Here is a 17,922-nt window from a genome sequence, read left to right on the forward strand (position 1 = left end):
CCCGGACCGGGCATCGCCCTACGGGGCGACCCCGACCCTGGAAATCCTCGGGGTCGACCCCAAGACTGACTCCTCCTCCCTGGGGGACGCACCCCCTACCCGGGTACGAGCCCGCTCCCACCTGCGCCGCAGCCGCGCCCGGGTCAGCGGTACGACGAGCAGGTGGGCCAGCGCCACCCCCACGGTGTTCAGCAGGACGGCGTCCACGTCCACGACCTGACCGGGCACCCCGGTCTGCCACAACTCGATCCCCAGCGAGAGCAGTGCTCCGGCCGCCACGGTCCGCAGCAGCGAGACGAACGGGGACACCCGCAGCCGACCGCCCGCCATGGGCAGCAGCACCCCCAGCGGGGCGAGCAGCAGCAGCCCCGACCCGATCCGGCGGGCCGCCTCGACGGGCCCGAGCGCGAGATCGGCCCGCAGGCCCGCCAGCGGCCGGAGATTGGGGGCGGTCACCCACTGCACGTCGTCGAGTGGCCGCAGACAGACCCACGCCACGAACAGAAGATGCGCGAGGAGGAGAAGACTCCCCGCCACGCGGAAGCGGATGACGGCACTGCTGCCGCTCGGACCTGGACGCACGCCCCCCTAGACGCGCCCCCCGTCCGGATCGGTTCCGGAGTACGCCCAAGACTCCCCGGAAGGCGGCACCCGCCCCCTGCGGAACGCGGGCCTTTGTACGGTGCGGGACCGGCCGCCCGCTCAGCCCGTCGGGGGCGTCGGGGGCATCGGCGGCGTCCCGCGCACGTCGCCCAGCGTCGGCACCGTCTCCGGGCGGGCCTTCAGGGCGGCCGTGCACTGGTAGGCGCGCGGCGGGTCCTCGGAGGGGCCGCCCAGCTCCACCGCGCCGCCGCCGTCGTCGGCCGCGCTCCCGGAGTACGTGCAGACGATCTGGGCCAGCGCGTGCGTGGGCAGGTCGTCGGGCTGCCGGTTGAGCCGCAGCGCCCGCGGGGAGTCGGTGCCCCGGGGCGCCGACACCGTCAGCGAGTCCCGTACGTCCGTGGTGAACCCCGCCTGGTCCTCCGCCGCCGACGGCTCCTTCTGCAGCTCGTCCAGCAGCGTCTGCGCCGCCCGCAGCCGGTCCGACGCGAGCGCCTGCTCCGGTACGCCCACCACGCGCTGCACCGACACCAGCCCCGCCCCGCACACCAGGAACACCCGTACCGTGGCGCCCTGCTCGGGGACGTCGTTCTTCCGGGCGGGCACGTCGCAGGACACCCGGGAGGGCGCCGCCCCCGCGTCCACCGGCACCTGTGTGGTGCGGATGCCGCAGGCGGTGCCGGTCACCAGGACGCCGAGCGCGGCAGCCAGGAGCCCGACCCGACGACGTACACGGCGTACCCGACGCAGACGGACGAGACGTGCACGGTCCGCGTCACCCAGGGTCGTCATCAGCTCTGCTCCTCGCGCACCTGCGCGTCGTCGTTGCGGCCGCCCTCGGGTTCCACGTCCCTCGGCAGGCGCAGGGTGAACACCGCGCCGCCGTCGGGCGAGTTGGCGGCGGTGATGTCGCCGCCGTGGATGTGCGCGTTCTCCATGGCGATGGAGAGTCCGAGGCCGCTGCCCTCGGAGCGCGGGCGCGAGGCGCTCGCCTTGTAGAAGCGGTCGAAGACGTGCGGCAGGACGTCGGCGGGGATGCCGGGCCCGTTGTCCCGCACCTCGATGACCAGCTCGCCGTCGAGCGCCCGCACCGACACGTGGACGGGCGAGCCGCCGTGCTTGAGCGCGTTGCCGACCAGGTTCGCCAGGATCACGTCGAGCCGCCGGGGGTCGAGCCGGACCATCATGCCGCGCTCGCCGTCCAGCTCCACCGCGTCCAGCCACGCCCGCGCGTCCAGGCAGGCCGTCACCTGGTCCATGACGTCCACGTCGTCCAGCACCAGGCGGGCGGTGCCCGCGTCGAAGCGGGTGACCTCCATCAGGTTCTCGACCAGGTCGTTGAGCCGCCTGGTCTCGCTCACCACCAGGTGCACGGCGGGCGCGATCATCGGGTCGAGGCTGTCCGCCTCGTCCTCCAGCACCTCGGCGACGGCCGTGATCGCGGTCAGCGGGGTGCGCAGCTCGTGCGACATGTCGGCGACGAACCGCCGGCTCGCCTCCTCGCGGGCGCTCATGTCCGCGACCTTCTTCTCCAGTTGGGCCGCCGTCCGGTTGAAGGTCCGCGACAGATCGGCGAGTTCGTCCGTCCCCGACACCCGCAGCCGGGTGTCCAGCTTCCCCTCGCCCAGCCGCCGGGCCGCGTCCCCCAGCCGCTGCACGGGCTTCAGTACGGTCGTGGCCGCGGCCTGCGCCAGCAGCGCGGAGCCCAGCAGGGCCAGCCCGGTGGCGATCCCCAGCGACCAGGCCAGCGAGTTGAGGTCGTCCCGCTCCTGCTTGAGCGAGGTCAGCATGTACCCGGTGGGCCCGCCGCCGATCACCTTCGCGCCGCCCACCAGATACGGCAGGCCGTCGATGTTCGTCCGCACCCAGAACAGGTGGTACGGATACGCGTTGCCCGCGGTGATCGGCTGCTCGCGGTTGACCTGCTCCTGGAGCTTCGGCGGCACCTTCTTCAACGTGAACGCGTCGAGGTCGGAGTAGCCCACGACCGGCTGTCCGCCCTCCCGGGAGTCCACCAGCAGCACGCTGTAACCGGGCTTGGCGCTCATCGCCGCCATCTGCTGCGCGGCCCCCTGGAGTTCGGCCTGCGTCGGCCGCAGCGGCAGCTTGGCCACCCGGTCCTGCATGGCCTGCCGGAAGTCGTTGAGCGCGGTGTCCTGCGTGCGCGTGAGCACCGCTTCCCGGTTGAGCCAGTACGCGATCCCCGCCACCGACACCGCGGCCGTCAGCGCGACCAGCGCGAACACCACCACCAGCCGCAGGCGCAGGCTGGTCCAGCGCAGCCCGGCGATCAGGGCCCGCTTGGCGACCGTACTCACGAAGAGGTGTCCAAACTCACGAAGGGGTGTCCAGGCTCACGAAGGGGTGTCCAGCCGGTAGCCCACGCCACGGACCGTACGGATCAGCGTCGGCGAGGACGGCACGTCCTCGACCTTCGCCCGCAGCCGCTGCACACAGGCGTCGACCAGCCGCGAGTCGCCGAGGTAGTCGTGCTCCCACACCAGCCGCAGCAACTGCTGCCGCGACAGCGCCTGTCCGGGGCGACGGCTCAGCTCCAGCAGGAGACGCAGCTCGGTCGGCGTGAGTTGCAGGTCCTCGCCGTTCTTCGTCACGGTCATCGCGGACCGGTCGATGACGAGGGAGCCGAACGACGCCGCGTCGTTGGCCTCGCGCTCACCGCGCCGCAGCACGGCCCGGATGCGGGCGTCGAGCACCCGCCCCTGCACGGGCTTCACCACGTAGTCGTCCGCGCCGGACTCCAGACCCACCACGACGTCGATGTCGTCGCTGCGCGCGGTGAGCAGGATGATCGGCAGCTGGTCGGTGCGTCTGATCCTGCGGCACACCTCGAAACCGTCGATGCCGGGCAGCATCACGTCCAGAACGATGAGGTCAGGGCGCTGCTCACGCAGCAGCTTCAGACCGTCCTCGCCCGTGGCGGCCGTGGCAACACGGTGCCCTTGGCGCGTGAGCGACAGCTCAAGCGCCGTACGGATGGCGTCGTCGTCCTCGATCAGCAACAGGAAAGGCACCCGGCCATTCTGGCCCATGGGGGCGTACGAGTTCGACAGTTGGAGCGCTCCCATCCGCCGTGGCCTGCTTCGGGCCCTTCCTGGTACGGGTGTTCGGTGTGCCCTGTGACGCGCCTGTGACAGTCGCCGGACAACGCGATGAAACTGCGCGGGCAAGCTCTTCATCACACGAACTGCTACGGACTCCACCGACGGGGGGCGCGAGATGAACGCACTGCACAGCACCAACTCAAGCGCAGTTGTCACGCGTCTCCACGACGTCGTACGGAGCGAGATCGTCCGGGGCGGGGAGAAGTCCGGTGCTGTGACCGGGCGGGGGTGCGGTCGCGGCATCGGGCGTCAGCGGGCGTCGTCGTACAGCAACAACACGTACGGCTACATGACGGTCGTCGACGTACCGGGGGGAACCGGGGGGAACGGGGAAGCTGCCGGGGGGACGTTCGGGGGAGCGTCGGCAGCGACCGCCACGACGGAGACGTACGGGGAGGGCTCGGGGGAGCGGACGCCCGCGACTGCGGCGGAGGCGGAGTTCACCGCCTACGTCCAGGAGCGCCGCGCCTCCCTGTACGCGACCGCCTACCACCTGACCGGCGACCGCTTCGAGGCGGAGGACCTGCTGCAGAGCGCCCTCTTCTCGACGTACCGCGCCTGGGACAGGATCAGCGACAAGGCGGCGGTCGGGGGCTACCTCCGCCGCACCATGACCAACCTGCACATCAGCCAGTGGCGGCGCCGCAAGCTGAACGAGTACCCGACGGAGGAGCTGCCGGAGACGGTCGGCGACACGGACGCCATGCGCGGCACGGAACTGCGCGCGGTCCTGTGGCAGGCCCTGGCGCGCCTCCCCGAGCTCCAGCGCACGATGCTCGTCCTGCGCTACTACGAGGGCCGCACCGATCCCGAGATCGCGGACATCCTCGACATCAGTGTCGGCACGGTGAAGTCGAGCATCTGGCGGTCGCTCCGCCGGCTGCGTGAGGACGAGGTCCTCAGCTTCGGCCGTGACGAGGAGGAATCCTTCGGCGAGCTGGTCGCCTGAAGGATGCGGGGGCCGTCGCTTCGGGGGAGGCGGCGGAAGCAGGGGGGACACGGGGGAAGCGGGGGGAACCACGTGGGGTCCGGGGGGAGCCCACGGGGGATCACGGGGGGGGTACGGGGGAAGCGGAGCGGGACCACGTCGGCCGGGGGGTCTGACGGGGTCCCGTTTTCGTTTGCCCTGCGGCTGTGCGGCTGTGCGGCTGTGCGGCTGTGCGGCTGTGCGGCTGTGCGGCTGTGCGGCTGTGCGGCTGTGCGGCTATGCCGCTTCGGCCTCGGCGGTGCGGGGGCGGACCGGCCGGCCCGCGCCCGGGCAGCGGCCCGCCGCGGCGGCGGCCAGGCGGCCCAGGGCCTCGTCCTTGGCGCACGGGTGCGCGCCCAGCTCCGTGTGCCGGGCCACGATGCCGCGCTCGGCCCGCATCAGACGCAGGCCGCGCCGCAGCAGGAACGGCACCGACTTGCGGCCCTCGCGCAGGTCCCGCAGCAGGCGGCGGCGGAAGGTCGTGAAGGGGCGCCCGCGCAGGCACAGGGCGTCGGCCAGCACCCCCAGCTCGCGGCAGCGGGCCACGATGTCGGCGGCGAAGATGCCCTCCGCGACGAACAGGGGCGTGCGGTCGATGTCGAGCGCCTCCTCGCCCACCCGTGAGCTGGTGGCGATGTCGTACACGGGAACGGTCGTACGACCGGACCGGCACAGCTCCTCGATGGCGGCCATCGCGACGTCCGCGTCCCAGGACAGCGGGGAGTCCCAGTCGATGTCCGCACTGCCCTCGACCAGGGGCAACGTGGGGTCCGTGCACTCCTTGTAGAAGTCGTCGAGGCGCAGCACCGGCAGCTGGGCGCGGGCCGCGAGGGACGACTTTCCGGAACCGGAGGGACCCGTGAGGAGGACGACGCGGGCGGAGAGGGGTGTAGAGCTCACGGGAGACAAGTGTGCGGCATGGTCCCCCTCCAGGTCTCCCCGGGCGACGGCACACGGTGTCGGCGATCCGTTTCAACTACGCTGCGTGTGCTCGCGATTACGCATATGGGAACGTGTGTGCGGGCGGACCACCTTGCTCCCTAGGCAGACGGGTAACCCCATCCATGGCACGCCACGCAGCTTCCAAGTCCCCGCGCCGCAGCCTCCTGAAGGCCGGGCTCACCGTGACGGCGGTGGGCGCCGCGCTGGCGGCGGGATCGGGTGCGGCACAGGCCGCGCCCGCCGCGCCGCTGGCGGGGGTCGGCGATGCACTGGACGAGTTCGGCACGAGCCCGGGGCAGGCGCTCACCGGAGCGGTCACGCACTCGGCGACCGGAGGGCTCGCCCCGGCCAAGAACATGCGGCTGGACCCGCTCGCCGGGACGGAGGTCGACCCGCTGAGCAACACCGTCGGCACTCAGGTGGCGGACTTCAAGCCGGTCAGCACCGGGGCGGCCACGGACCCTCTCGCCAAGGGCGGCTCCCTGAAGGACCTGCCGGTCGCGGGCAAGGTCACCTCGGTCCTGCCGGGCTGAGCCGTCCCCTGCGGGCCGCCGCCCGATTCGTACGAGAGCCCCGTACGCGAGTGGCTCAGGCGGCGGCCAGCAGCACGATCAGTGCCACCAGGCCCACCGCGCACGGCGCGATGATCTCCAGCGCCCAGCGCACGGTCGGCTTGCCCTGGGCGGTGGGCTCGGAGGCCCGGGACTCGGCGAGTTCCTGGAGGTCGCGGACGGTCTGGTCGCTCATCGAGACCGTCGGCTTGCCCGAGCTCGCGGCGGAGCGGCCGAAGGAGGCCCGGGTGGAGGAGGGGTCGTTGGACGCGGCGGACCGGGCCTGGTTGCGGATGGCCTTCTTGCGCTGGCGGATCGAGACCGGGATCGCCCACATCTGGTACTTCGCCCCGTCGGCCAGCACCTCGCTGGAGTAGCCGGAGCGGACCGCGTCGACCGCCGCCCAGGGCAGCGTGATCGTACGGAACGGATTGCGGATGAGCAGCCGGTCGGCGCCCGCGTACACGGCGGGCCGGATCGTGAGGGCGACGATCAGCGGCACCGCGAACAGCAGTCCGGCCAGCACCTTCCAGATCGTCGCGGCGTCGCCCTTGACCATCGCGTCGATGGTCAGCCAGGCCACGACGGCGAGCATGGCGCAGCCCCAGAAGACGCCGGCGCCGGAGCGGAAGACGCGGTCGGCGTAGGCCGTCGGCTCGCCGGACGGGCCGGAGGAGCCGGGGGAGCCGGGCGAGGACGAGGGGCCGGTGCTAGTCATGGGCCCGATTCTGCCTGACGTGCGTTCGAGTCCGAAGCGTGTGGGGCGGTGCTCTCTTCCGGAGTGGTGCGGACGTGGTTCCTTCCGGGGCGGTGCGGCCGTTGTCCCCACGGTCTCCGGGTCCGGTTTCGCGCTCGGTCCGCCCTCGGGGTGTACAGGCCGCTACGCGCGTAGATATGCTCCAGTGGTGACCATGCCCACCTCTGCATCCGCTCCCGCATCCGCATTTGTCGACGCGACCGCGTCCGACAGCGCACTGCGCCGCTTCCTGCACGGGCTGCCCGGCGTCGACGCCGTCGGCCTGGAGGCCCGCGCCGCCGCGCTCGGCACGCGCTCGATCAAGACCACGGCCAAGGCGTACGCCATCGACCTGGCCATCTCGATGATCGACCTGACCACGCTCGAAGGCGCGGACACCCCGGGCAAGGTCCGGGCGCTGTGCGCCAAGGGCGCCCACCCGGACCCCACCGACCGCACGACCCCCACGGTCGCCGCGATCTGCGTGTATCCCGACATGGCGGCCACCGCCAAGGAGGCCCTGGCCGGTACGGGGATCAAGGTCGCGTCCGTCGCGACCGCGTTCCCGGCGGGCCGCGCCGCCCTCCCCGTCAAGCTGGCCGACGTGCGTGACGCCGTCGAGGCAGGCGCGGACGAGATCGACATGGTGATCGACCGGGGAGCCTTCCTCGCCGGGCACTACCTGAAGGTCTACGAGGAGATCGTCGCCGTGAAGGCGGAGTGCGGCGACAAGGCCCGCCTCAAGGTCATCTTCGAGACCGGCGAGCTGTCGACGTACGACAACATCCGCCGTGCCTCCTGGCTCGGCATGCTGGCCGGGGCCGACTTCATCAAGACCTCGACGGGCAAGGTGGCCGTCAACGCCACCCCGCCCAACACCCTCCTCATGCTGGAAGCCGTACGGGACTACCGCGCGCAGACCGGCATCCAGATCGGCGTGAAGCCGGCCGGCGGCATCCGCTCCACCAAGGACGCGATCAAGTTCCTGGTGCTGGTCAACGAGACCGTGGGCGCGGACTGGCTGGACAACCACTGGTTCCGCTTCGGCGCGTCCTCTCTCCTCAACGACCTGCTGATGCAGCGTCAGAAGCTCAGCACGGGCCGTTACTCCGGCCCCGACTACGTGACGGTGGACTGATCCGCATGACTTTTGAGTACGCACCCGCGCCGGAGTCGCGCGCAGTCGTCGACATCGCGCCGAGCTACGGCCTGTTCATCGACGGCGAGTTCACCGAGGCGGCCGACGGCAAGGTCTTCAAGACCGTGTCGCCCTCCACCGAGGAAGTCCTCTCCGAGGTCGCCCTCGCCGGTCAGGACGACGTGGACCGTGCCGTGAAGGCCGCCCGCAAGGCCTTCGAGAAGTGGTCCGCGCTGCCGGGCTCCGAGCGCGCGAAGTACCTCTTCCGCATCGCCCGCATCATCCAGGAGCGCTCGCGCGAGCTGGCCGTCCTGGAGACCCTGGACAACGGCAAGCCGATCAAGGAGACGCGGGACGCCGACCTCCCCCTGGTCGCCGCGCACTTCTTCTACTACGCGGGCTGGGCCGACAAGCTCTCGCACGCCGGGTACGGGGAGAACCCCCGCCCGCTGGGCGTCGCGGGCCAGGTCATCCCCTGGAACTTCCCGCTCCTGATGCTGGCCTGGAAGATCGCCCCGGCGCTCGCCACCGGCAACACGGTCGTCCTGAAGCCCGCCGAGACGACCCCGCTCTCCGCGCTGTTCTTCGCCGACATCTGCCGCCAGGCGGGCCTGCCGCGCGGCGTCGTCAACATCCTCCCCGGTTACGGGGACACGGGCGCGGCCCTGGTCAACCACACGGACGTCAACAAGGTCGCCTTCACCGGCTCCACGGCGGTCGGCAAGGCCATCGCGCGCTCGGTAGCGGGCACGTCGAAGAAGGTCACCCTCGAGCTGGGCGGCAAGGGCGCGAACATCGTCTTCGACGACGCGCCCATCGACCAGGCCGTCGAGGGCATCGTCACCGGCATCTTCTTCAACCAGGGCCAGGTCTGCTGCGCGGGCTCCCGCCTCCTCGTCCAGGAGTCCATCCAGGACGAGCTGCTGGACGCCCTGAAGCGCCGCCTGTCCACGCTCCGCCTGGGCGACCCGCTCGACAAGAACACCGACATCGGCGCGATCAACTCCGCCGAACAGCTGGCCCGTATCACCGCACTCGCGGAGACGGGCGAGGCCGAGGGCGCCGAGCGCTGGTCCGCTCCCTGCGAACTCCCCTCCTCCGGCTACTGGTTCGCCCCGACGCTCTTCACGAACGTCACCCAGGCGCACACGGTCGCCCGCGACGAGATCTTCGGCCCGGTGCTGTCGGTCCTCTCCTTCCGCACCCCGGACGAGGCCGTCGCCAAGACCAACAACACGCAGTACGGCCTCTCCGCCGGCATCTGGACGGAGAAGGGTTCGCGCATCCTCGCGGTCGCGAACAAGCTCCGGGCGGGCGTCGTCTGGGCCAACACATTCAACAAGTTCGACCCCACGTCGCCGTTCGGCGGCTACAAGGAGTCGGGTTACGGCCGCGAGGGCGGTCGCCACGGCCTGGAGGCGTACCTCGATGTCTGAGTCGACCGACGTGAAGCAGTCCGACGCGAAGCGGCTGAGCGTTTTCAAGACCTACAAGCTGTACGTCGGGGGCAAGTTCCCCCGTTCCGAGAGCGGCCGGGTGTACGAAGTGACCGACAGCAAGGGGGCCTGGCTCGCCAACGCCCCCCTCTCCTCCCGCAAGGACGCCCGTGACGCGGTCGTCGCGGCCCGCAAGGCGTTCGGCGGCTGGTCGGGCGCGACGGCGTACAACCGTGGCCAGATCCTCTACCGCATCGCCGAGATGCTGGAGGGCCGCCGCGACCAGTTCCTGCGCGAGGTCGCCGACGCCGAGGGCCTCTCCAAGTCCAAGGCGGGCGCGGTCGTCGACGCGGCGATCGACCGCTGGGTCTGGTACGCGGGCTGGACGGACAAGATCGCCCAGATCGCGGGCGGCGGGAACCCGGTGGCCGGTCCCTTCTTCAACCTCTCCACCCCGGAGCCGACGGGTGTCGTCGCGGTCGTCGCCCCGCAGGACTCCTCCTTCCTCGGCCTGATCTCGACGGTCGCCCCCGTCATCGCGACCGGCAACACGGTCGTCGTGATCGCCTCGGAAGCGGCCCCGCTCCCCGCCCTCTCCCTGGGCGAGGTGCTGGCCACCTCCGACCTCCCGGGCGGCGTGATCAACATCCTCACCGGCAAGGCCTCGGAGATCGCCCCCTCCCTCGCCGCCCACCAGGACGTCAACGCGCTGGACCTCACGGGCGCGGGCCACGGCTCCGACCTGGCCCGCGACCTGGAGATCGCCGCGGCCGACAACCTGAAGCGCGTCCTGCGCCCGTCCTCCGCCCCGGACTGGACGGCCCCGCAGGGCACGGAGCGCCTCACCGCCTTCCTGGAGACCAAGACGGTCTGGCACCCGACGGGCTCGCTGGGCGCGTCGGGCTCGGCCTACTGAGCCCTCCGGGCGACCGCCCTTGAGCCCCGCTTCCCCGCACAGGGGGAGCGGGGCTCTTGCGTGGGCGGGGCGGGGCCGCACCGGGGTGAGGCCGTTGAGGGGTGGGACACTTCCGCGCGAAGTGTCCCACTCCTCATGTGTGTTGCACCTGTGTGCGAAAGGTTCTCGGCGGCGCATCCCTCCCACGCGGGCGACGAACGAAACGCGCCATTCCTTGCCTTGCCTTTACCTGCACCGCTTCTCGGAACCTGCGCTTCCATCCCGGGATGTCATGACTTTCCCCTCGAAGGGGAGGGGCTAGTTCCTGCGCGCATGTGTTCGAAAGATGGGGGCACGGCCCACATATTCGTGTGGGACCTGTGTGACTGTGTGCGCCTCCGGTGGTCATGGGGGTCGCCGGTAACTGACTTTCCGTGGGGGGAAGTTGATGCAGAAGCACACCCATGCCCGTACGCAGGTACGGGCAAGACGCTCGCTGACGGTGGCCCTGGCGGTTCTCGCCCTGGGTGCGGGAGCGCTCCCAACGGCGATGGCCGACCCGGTGAAGCCGCCGCCCGTCCCGGCCTCCTCGGTGTGGGGCAAGACGGCGACGAAGCTGCCGATCCCGCCGGTGAAGGTGGGCACGAACAAGGCCCCGGCGCCGGTCGCGGAGGCGGTGCCGTCGAAGGACCGTGCCGCGTGGCGTGCGGCGCAGAAGCAGCGCGCCCGCTCCTCGCAGAAGGCCCGGCTCGCGGCTCCGGCCGCTCCGTTGCTGGCGGACGTTCCGAAGGGGCAGGGCGCGGTCCCGTGGCACCGGATCTCGGACTTCAGGATCACCGACTCCCTGGTGGCGCGGGTGAATTACTCGACCGGCAACCTGATGCTGGCGGGTACGGACTTCGACGTGGCGGGTGTGGGCCAGTCCCTCCAGCTGTCGCGGACGTACAACTCGATCGACGCGCCGTGGGGCAAGGTGTCCCAGCGGTGGTGGCAGGGCTGGGAGCGGTACGCGCAGGTCAGTGACACGGAGTTCGCCTGGTTCGATGCCACGGGTGCCTCGGTGCGCTTCGCGAAGAAGGCCGACGGGACGTACACCACCCCCGCCGGGTACTCCAAGGACCTGAAGGCGAACGCGGACGGCACCTTCACCCTGACCGACCGCAAGTCCGGCTCGAAGGACACGTACAACGCGGGCGGCACGCTGACGAAGGTCACCGACAGCAACAACGGGACCATCACGGTGACCCAGCACGACGAGGGTGCGGAGCACAAGGGTTTCAAGCTGACCGAGACCCGCTCGGGCCGGTTCGTGGACCTGGTGAAGACGGATGCCTCGCAGTGGCAGGCCAAGGACCACACCGGCCGCACCGCCGTGTTCGACCTCAACCCGGCCGGTGACCTCACGAAGACCACCGACACGGCGGGCAAGTCCACGTCCTTCGAGTACGACTCCTCGCGCCGCCTGACGAGGATCACGACCCCGGACGGCCGGGTCACCAACTTCGGCTACGACGCGAACAACCGCGTCACCTCGATGCAGCGGGCGACGGCCTTCAACGGCAACGCGCACACGGGCCCGACTTACTCGTACTCCTACGAGTCGGGGAAGACGAAGGTCACCGACCCCGAACAGCACACCACCACCTACGAGTTGAACAAGGACGGCGGCGTCACCAAGACCATCGACGCGCTGGGCCACAACCGTTCTTCGTCGTACGACGCGAACCACAACGTCAAGACGGCCACGGACGCGATGGGTGTGGGCACCACGCCGGGCAACGAGACCGCCTACGGGTGGGACGCCCGCAACAACCCCACCTCCGCGAAGCTCCCCACCGGGGCGACGTCGGCGGTCGGCGGGTACGCGACGAAGGCGGGCCGGGACGTGCCCGGCACGGTGGAGTCCGCCGACGGCGAGAAGACCTCCTTCACCTACGACGCGGCGGGCAACACCGAATCGGTGGCCGTCTCCGGCGCGGGCGGCGGCACCGAGAAGTACACCTACAACAAGGCCACCCCCACCTGTGGTGGTTTCGAGGGGCAGCGGTGCACGGTCACCGACGCCCGCGGCAAGGTGACGAAGTTCAAGTACGACGGTGAGGGCAACCTGATCGAGGTCACCCCGCCCGCCCCGCTCGGCAAGACCACCTACACCTACGACGCTCTCGGCCGCGTCGAGACGTCGGTGGACGGCCGCGGCGTGAACTCCGTGTTCACCTACGACACCCGCGACCGCATCACCGAGGTCTCCTCCTCCACGACCACCGTCCGCTACGTGTACGACGGTGACGGCAATCTCTCCCGGCGCACGGACGACGGCGGCCTGATCACGTACGCCTTCGACCCGCTGTCCCGCGAGACGATCCGCACTCTCCAGGACGGTTCGCAGACCGAACTCACCTACACGGCCGCCGGAAACGTCGACACCTACAAGGACCCGGCGGGCCTGACCGACTACACCTACGACGCCGCGAACCGCCTGACCTCCCTGAAGGACCCCTCGGGCAAGACCACGACGTACGCCTACAACGCCAACGACAGGCGCACCAAGACCACATACCCCGGCGGGACGGTCCAGGACGTCACCGTGGACAAGTCCGGCCGCCCGACCCTGATCAAGGCGACCTCCCCGAAGGGCACCCTCACCAACACCTCGTACACGTACTCCTACGTGGCCGGTACGGCGACGAAGGACGGGGCGAAGATCCGCACCTCCACGGACGGGGTGATGGGCCTGACGAAGACCTACACCTACGACAGCGCGGGCCGCTTCTCCTACTCCGAGGAGAAGAAGGGCGCCACCCTCGCCGCGTCCTACCAGTACTGCTACGACGCGGCCGGAAACCTCACCTCGCAGGGTTCGGCGAAGGGCTGCCCGTCCGGCATCGCGCTGACGTACAACGACGCCTCGCAGGTCATCTCCCGGGCCGGTTCCACCGCCGGGTGGGGCTACGACAAGGCGGGCAACGAGACCGACGGCGCCAGCGGCGTCGAGCGCGCCCGCACCGGGGGCATCTGGTCGGATCACTCGCAGCAGACCTCGGTGACGGTCGCGGGCAAGAAGTACACCGGCCTGTACGGTTCCACCGACCAGTCCGAGCGCCTCTTCTACGGCGACACCACCATGCACAACGGCCCGCTCGGCCTGTCCGCCAAGACGGACCCGACGGGGGACATGGGATTCAACCGGGAAGCCTCGGGCACCCTCAACTCCATGACGACCGGGGGCAAGTCGTACTACTACCTCACCGACGCACTCGGCTCCGTCCTCGCGCTCGCGGACGAGACCGGCGCGAAGGTGAACGAGTACCGCTACAGCCCGCGCGGCGTCGACGGCGTCTTCACGGAGAAGGTCTCCCAGCCCTACCGGTACGCCGGCGGCTACCAGGACCCCACCGGCCTGTACCACCTCAAGGCCCGCTACTACGACCCGCGCATCGGCCGCTTCACCAGCCCCGACCCGTCGGGCCAGGAGAAGAACCCCTACCTCTATGCCGAAGGCGACCCCGTCAACCGCATCGACCCGCAAGGGACCCTTTCTTTCGGAAAGGTGGCTGGCAACATCGTGGGCGGTGTATCCAAGGCTCTCGACATCAAGTCAGGTGCGGAATTTGCCGAGGCCGTCGAGCAGGGGAACTGGCGGGATGCTGCTGGCGTGGCAGCCGGATGGGCAGCAGGCAAGGCGAGTGAAGTAGCTTGCGGCGCCCTTGCTGTCGGGGTCGGGCTGCCGACCGCCGGGGTTGGTGGTGCACTCGTCGGTGCTGGCTGCATGGCCATTGGTGAAGGTGTCGGCCAACTGACGGAAAAGGCAGTGAGTTAGATGGAGGAGGTGACGAGTTGATGGTCCTGGCTGAGTCGGGGCGCTACAGCTACCTTCCAAGCATCGGATGGATTGTTGGTATAGCCCTGGTTTGCTTCCTGCTTGCCTTCCTGATCAAGGGAAGAAGGAAGTAGCCCCCACCTGAGCGCACAATGGTCGGGCACCGCAATGTCGTTCGTTGCGATGCCCGACCACAGTGCTGAAGCCTCGGGCACCCTGAACTCCATGACGACCGGGGGCAAGTCGTACTACTACCTCACCGACGCACTCGGCTCCGTCCTCGCGCTCGTGGACGAGACCGGCGCGAAGGTGAACGAGTACCGCTACAGCCCGCGCGGCGTCGACGGCGTCTTCACGGAGAAGGTCCCCCAGCCCTACCGGTACGCCGACGGCTACCAGGACCCGACCGGCCTGTACCACTACGGGGCCCGGTACTACGACCCCCGCATCGGCCGCTTCACCAGCCCTGACCCGTCGGGCCAGGAGAAGAACCCGTACCTGTACGCCGAAGGCGACCCCGTCAACCGCATCGACCCCAGCGGACTGTTCTCGCTGTCTGATGTGACGGAAACGGTAGGAGGTGCTTTGGGCACGGTTGTTGCGGGCGCTGCCACTGCTGCCGTTTGTGCAGCCGCAACAATCGGATGCATCGCGGTAGGCATTGGAATGGGTGCCCTCGGCGGCGGGTCCGGGGCCGCGATCGGCGCTGCTCTCGGGGGTGCCGACAATGAGGACACGACCGACGCTTTCTACAACGGCGCCTTGGGCGGAGCTTTGGGCGCATCTCCGCTCAGTAAGGCTCCGTTCATCCGGAACCTCTTCTAGCATCGGAAATAGGGGTGGCCTTGTTTGCCAGGGCAAGGCCACCCTGTGGTGGACCCCAGCAGCACGGAGGAAGCATGCGAGATTCACAGAGCGTAGGTGCCCCAAAGCGTGGTCGCGCAGCGGTTCAAGGCGCGTTGATGGGTGCGATCGCCACTTTCGTTCCGCGTTTGATTAGCGGGGGGTTTGATTGGGGTTTGCTTGTCCTCACGGCAATTGGAGCATCAGTCGGAGCTGCTGCTGGCTTTGCACTCGCACGGTACTTCTCCGCGGAGCGAAGCTGAAATAGATTCCTGGCGGCCTCCGTGCGCGGTCCGGACCCTTTGGTTCGGACCGCGCGCCTTCATGGGCCAGCAACACGCCACCGGCGACCAGGGCACCCTGAATTCCATGACGACCGGGGGCAAGTCGTACTACTACCTCACCGACGCACTGGGCTCTGTCCTGGCCCTGGCCGACGAGACCGGCGCGAAGGTGAATGAGTACCGCTACAGCCCCCGCGGCGTTGACGGTGTCTTCACGGAGAAGGTCTCCCAGCCCTACCGGTACGCCGGCGGCTACCAGGACCCCACCGGCCTGTACCACCTCAAGGCCCGCTACTACGACCCCCGCATCGGCCGCTTCACCAGCCCCGACCCCTCCGGCCAGGAAAAGAACCCCTACCTGTACGCCGAAGGCGACCCCGTCAACCGCATCGACCCCAACGGCACGTTCAGCCTCTTCGGAATTTCGGGAGGCACCCTGTTGGGGAGGGCAGGGCCGGGCAGGCTGTCGGTCTTGTGGGAGCCCTCGTGCCCATGGCCATGTCTCTGTCCATAGGGCTCGCTGTCGCTGGGGCTGGAATGGAAGCAGCCGGTGGAGCCATGGACGGGAAGAGCGGATCCGAAATCGCGGGCGGTGCGATGGTGAATCTCATCGGCGGAAAGGTGGGACTGGCCGCTGACCTTCTGAAGGTCGGCAAGAACACTGCAAGGGGCGTGAACTCTGCCTTCTGGGCAATGGAAGTCGGTGCGGGAGAAGTGATGTGAGGAGAGCAGATGGTTTCCCTGTCCGCCTACTTGAGTGACAACCCTCCGGTGACGATCGGAATCATCGTCGTGGGACTTGTCATCGCGGTGATTGTGATCATGCGAAGCCGAAAGAAGAACTAGCTGACTGTGCGCAGGGTTGTCCCGGTCGCTCGACCGGGACAACCCTGCGCTTGCTCAGTGGCACCGAAGGGATTCACCGAAGAGGCCCCTGGGTCTCTCTGCGGGCGCCGGCACCCCGGGCGTGAGCGGCGGGTATGAGGCGAGCGCCAGTGACGCCTCGTCGGGAGCTACCGGCGAATTGGAATGCGCTGCTGGCTATTACCGTGCCTCCCCCCAGAGGAACCCCCGAGGATGCCGTTCCCCGGCGGTCATAAGGTGATGGGGCCAGGTGCAGCCCGTACGGGCTGCACCTGGCCCCATCACTCCCAGCAGACCCAACGGCCCGCTCGGCCTGTCCGCGAAGACGGCCCGTCCAGGGACATGGGATTCAACCGGGAGGCTTGGAGAAGCCTGAATTCCATGACGACCGGGGGCAAGTCGTACTACTACCTCTCCGACGCACTGGGCTCTGTCCTGGCCCTGGCCGACGAGACCGGCGCGAAGGTGAACGAGTACCGCTACAGCCCGCGCGGCGTCGACGGTGTCTTCACGGAGATGGTCTCCCAGCCCTACCGGTACGCCGACGGGCTTTCGCCACGTCTCAGGCTGGGCGGGCCTGCTCGGGGTCTCGTTCCAGTACGCCCGGTGCCGGGGCATCTGCTGGGGGAGTGGCCTTGCGGGGGCCGGGTGATGTGCGGGGCGAAGTCCGAGGGGATTTCCGGCAGGTCCTGAATCACATCGGGGGGTCGGGGAAGTCGGAGGGTATGGGTGACGTCAAGTGGTGTTGGGGTGAGCGGAGTTGGTGAGTCTCGGGGGTGTCGAGGTGGTGATCGTCCTGGGGCTGGTCTGCCTCTTTGTGGTGTTGCCGCTGGTGTTGGTGGTCCTGCTGCGGCGCGGCAGGGGGAGATGAGGAGGCGGGTGTGGGAGAGCGGTTGCTGGTAGGGGGCGGCTCGCTTGTTCTGGGGGTGGTGCTGGTGTTGACGCGGGGAGCCTTCGCGCGGCGGGCCACCGGGCAGCGGAATGTCTTCGGGCGGGCCAACGCACGGCATCCGGGTGCGGCGCGGACCATGCCGGTGGTGGTGGGCGGGCTGATGGCCCTGATGGGGGTGCTCGTGCTGGTGGGGGTGATCGGGGTCGCGTAGGCGGCGTTTCGCTCGGGCCGTTCACCTCACGCGGTCAGCGTGGGGGGTGGGGTGAGGGCGAGTTCGAACCAGAGGGTCTTGCCGTTCGTGCCGTACGGGCCGTCGTCCGTCGCGCAGCCGCCCCACCGGTCGGCGACCAGGTCCAGGATCGCGAGGCCGCGGCCGTTCTCCGCGTAGACGGAGGGGGCCTTGCGGAAGGGGTGCGGGAGTTCCGGGCTCAGGTCCCAGACGCTGACGCGGAGTACGGGGTGCAGCCAGTGCAGGCGGACCGATGCCGGGCCCTTCGTGTGCCGTACGGAGTTGGTGGCCAGCTCGCAGGCCAACAGCTCGGCGTGGTCGGTGAGTTCGGAGAGGCCATGGGCTTCGAGTGCGGCGCGCAGGGTCAGGCGGGCGATGCGGGGGCCTCGCGGGTCGCACGGGATGCGCAGCTCGTACTGCCAGGGCTCGTGGAAGGGAATGGGGGCCGGGTGCGGCGGTTCGGCTGCGCTGCTGGGTTCGTGGTGTCGGGGTTCTTTCCTCACGGGGCACCTCCTGCGGTGCGGTTGTGGCTGCGCCGGTGGTGGCAATGCCGGGCCCGCCTGCCGTCCCGGGCGGGCAGGGGTCTCCGGTGCGCTTCCGCTG

The 17,922-nt window shown here is 69.7% G+C and carries 17 protein-coding genes and 1 pseudogene; 11 read left to right on the forward strand and 7 right to left on the reverse strand.

Going from position 1 to position 17,922, the window contains the following annotated elements; genetic code table 11:
• Positions 1-18: 18 nt before the first annotated feature.
• The 4 genes from ACIO3O_RS35580 to afsQ1 form a co-directional block, all read right to left on the reverse strand.
• On the reverse strand, positions 19-582 hold the full coding sequence (locus tag ACIO3O_RS35580) for a VanZ family protein (protein ID WP_401753039.1): 564 nt from the start codon (positions 580-582) through the stop codon (positions 19-21).
• 120 nt (positions 583-702) lie between these two features.
• A complete protein-coding gene (locus ACIO3O_RS35585) occupies positions 703-1,392 on the reverse strand; it encodes a hypothetical protein (RefSeq protein ID WP_401753040.1) in 690 nt (229 codons plus the stop codon).
• Entirely contained in the window at positions 1,392-2,918 is a 1,527-nt protein-coding gene (locus ACIO3O_RS35590) for a sensor histidine kinase (protein WP_401753041.1), read from the reverse strand. The genes ACIO3O_RS35585 and ACIO3O_RS35590 overlap by 1 nt, the downstream gene beginning before the upstream one ends.
• Before the next feature lie 36 nt (positions 2,919-2,954).
• Positions 2,955-3,632 carry a two-component system response regulator AfsQ1 gene (gene afsQ1, locus ACIO3O_RS35595; protein WP_189820919.1) on the reverse strand — a complete coding sequence of 226 codons (678 nt, stop codon included), beginning with the start codon at positions 3,630-3,632 and terminating at the stop codon, positions 2,955-2,957.
• Positions 3,633-3,837: 205 nt separating this feature from the next.
• On the opposite strand from afsQ1, the gene ACIO3O_RS35600 reads away from it, so the two are divergent.
• Positions 3,838-4,671 (forward strand): SigE family RNA polymerase sigma factor, encoded by an 834-nt coding sequence (locus ACIO3O_RS35600; protein WP_401753042.1) that lies wholly within the window; start codon positions 3,838-3,840, stop codon positions 4,669-4,671.
• A 255-nt stretch (positions 4,672-4,926) separates the two neighbouring features.
• Here ACIO3O_RS35600 and ACIO3O_RS35605 read toward each other — a convergent pair whose 3' ends face one another.
• Positions 4,927-5,589, reverse strand: coding sequence for a uridine kinase (locus tag ACIO3O_RS35605; protein WP_401753043.1), 663 nt, complete (start codon positions 5,587-5,589; stop codon positions 4,927-4,929).
• A gap of 164 nt (positions 5,590-5,753) precedes the next feature.
• On the opposite strand from ACIO3O_RS35605, the gene ACIO3O_RS35610 reads away from it, so the two are divergent.
• Positions 5,754-6,164: a hypothetical protein gene (locus ACIO3O_RS35610; RefSeq protein ID WP_401753044.1), complete on the forward strand. Its 411-nt coding sequence runs from the start codon at positions 5,754-5,756 to the stop codon at positions 6,162-6,164.
• 55 nt (positions 6,165-6,219) lie between these two features.
• Here the strand turns inward: ACIO3O_RS35610 and ACIO3O_RS35615 are convergent, their stop codons facing one another.
• Positions 6,220-6,900: a PH domain-containing protein gene (locus ACIO3O_RS35615; protein WP_401753045.1), complete on the reverse strand. Its 681-nt coding sequence runs from the start codon at positions 6,898-6,900 to the stop codon at positions 6,220-6,222.
• Positions 6,901-7,093: 193 nt separating this feature from the next.
• On the opposite strand from ACIO3O_RS35615, the gene deoC reads away from it, so the two are divergent.
• The 9 genes and pseudogenes from deoC to ACIO3O_RS35660 all read left to right on the forward strand — a co-directional run bounded on the left by deoC (position 7,094) and on the right by ACIO3O_RS35660 (position 17,301).
• The gene (deoC, locus tag ACIO3O_RS35620) at positions 7,094-8,056 is read left to right on the forward strand and encodes a deoxyribose-phosphate aldolase (RefSeq protein WP_401753046.1); all 963 of its coding nucleotides are present in this window, start codon (positions 7,094-7,096) and stop codon (positions 8,054-8,056) included.
• Entirely contained in the window at positions 8,056-9,492 is a 1,437-nt protein-coding gene (locus ACIO3O_RS35625) for an aldehyde dehydrogenase family protein (protein ID WP_401753210.1), read from the forward strand. Before deoC ends, ACIO3O_RS35625 begins: the two co-directional genes overlap by 1 nt.
• On the forward strand, positions 9,485-10,408 hold the full coding sequence (locus ACIO3O_RS35630) for an aldehyde dehydrogenase family protein (protein ID WP_401753047.1): 924 nt from the start codon (positions 9,485-9,487) through the stop codon (positions 10,406-10,408). Before ACIO3O_RS35625 ends, ACIO3O_RS35630 begins: the two co-directional genes overlap by 8 nt.
• 427 nt (positions 10,409-10,835) lie before the next feature.
• A complete protein-coding gene (locus ACIO3O_RS35635) occupies positions 10,836-14,207 on the forward strand; it encodes an RHS repeat-associated core domain-containing protein (RefSeq protein WP_401753048.1) in 3,372 nt (1,123 codons plus the stop codon).
• 225 nt (positions 14,208-14,432) lie between these two features.
• Positions 14,433-15,032 (forward strand): RHS repeat-associated core domain-containing protein, encoded by a 600-nt coding sequence (locus ACIO3O_RS35640; RefSeq protein WP_401753049.1) that lies wholly within the window; start codon positions 14,433-14,435, stop codon positions 15,030-15,032.
• Positions 15,033-15,404: 372 nt separating this feature from the next.
• A pseudogene (locus ACIO3O_RS35645) lies at positions 15,405-15,764 on the forward strand (RHS repeat-associated core domain-containing protein); the annotation flags it as partial.
• 128 nt (positions 15,765-15,892) lie between these two features.
• Positions 15,893-16,057, forward strand: coding sequence for a hypothetical protein (locus ACIO3O_RS35650; RefSeq protein ID WP_401753050.1), 165 nt, complete (start codon positions 15,893-15,895; stop codon positions 16,055-16,057).
• A 522-nt stretch (positions 16,058-16,579) separates the two neighbouring features.
• On the forward strand, positions 16,580-16,891 hold the full coding sequence (locus ACIO3O_RS35655; RefSeq protein ID WP_401753051.1) for a hypothetical protein: 312 nt from the start codon (positions 16,580-16,582) through the stop codon (positions 16,889-16,891).
• A gap of 188 nt (positions 16,892-17,079) precedes the next feature.
• Positions 17,080-17,301 carry a hypothetical protein gene (locus tag ACIO3O_RS35660; RefSeq protein WP_401753052.1) on the forward strand — a complete coding sequence of 74 codons (222 nt, stop codon included), beginning with the start codon at positions 17,080-17,082 and terminating at the stop codon, positions 17,299-17,301.
• A 26-nt stretch (positions 17,302-17,327) separates the two neighbouring features.
• On the opposite strand, the gene ACIO3O_RS35665 is transcribed toward ACIO3O_RS35660, so the two are convergent.
• Positions 17,328-17,822, reverse strand: coding sequence for an ATP-binding protein (locus tag ACIO3O_RS35665; RefSeq protein WP_401753053.1), 495 nt, complete (start codon positions 17,820-17,822; stop codon positions 17,328-17,330).
• Between the last annotated feature and the right edge of the window lie 100 nt (positions 17,823-17,922).

It is taken from the genome of Streptomyces sp. NPDC087440 (assembly GCF_044744005.1).
Classification (GTDB): domain Bacteria; phylum Actinomycetota; class Actinomycetes; order Streptomycetales; family Streptomycetaceae; genus Streptomyces.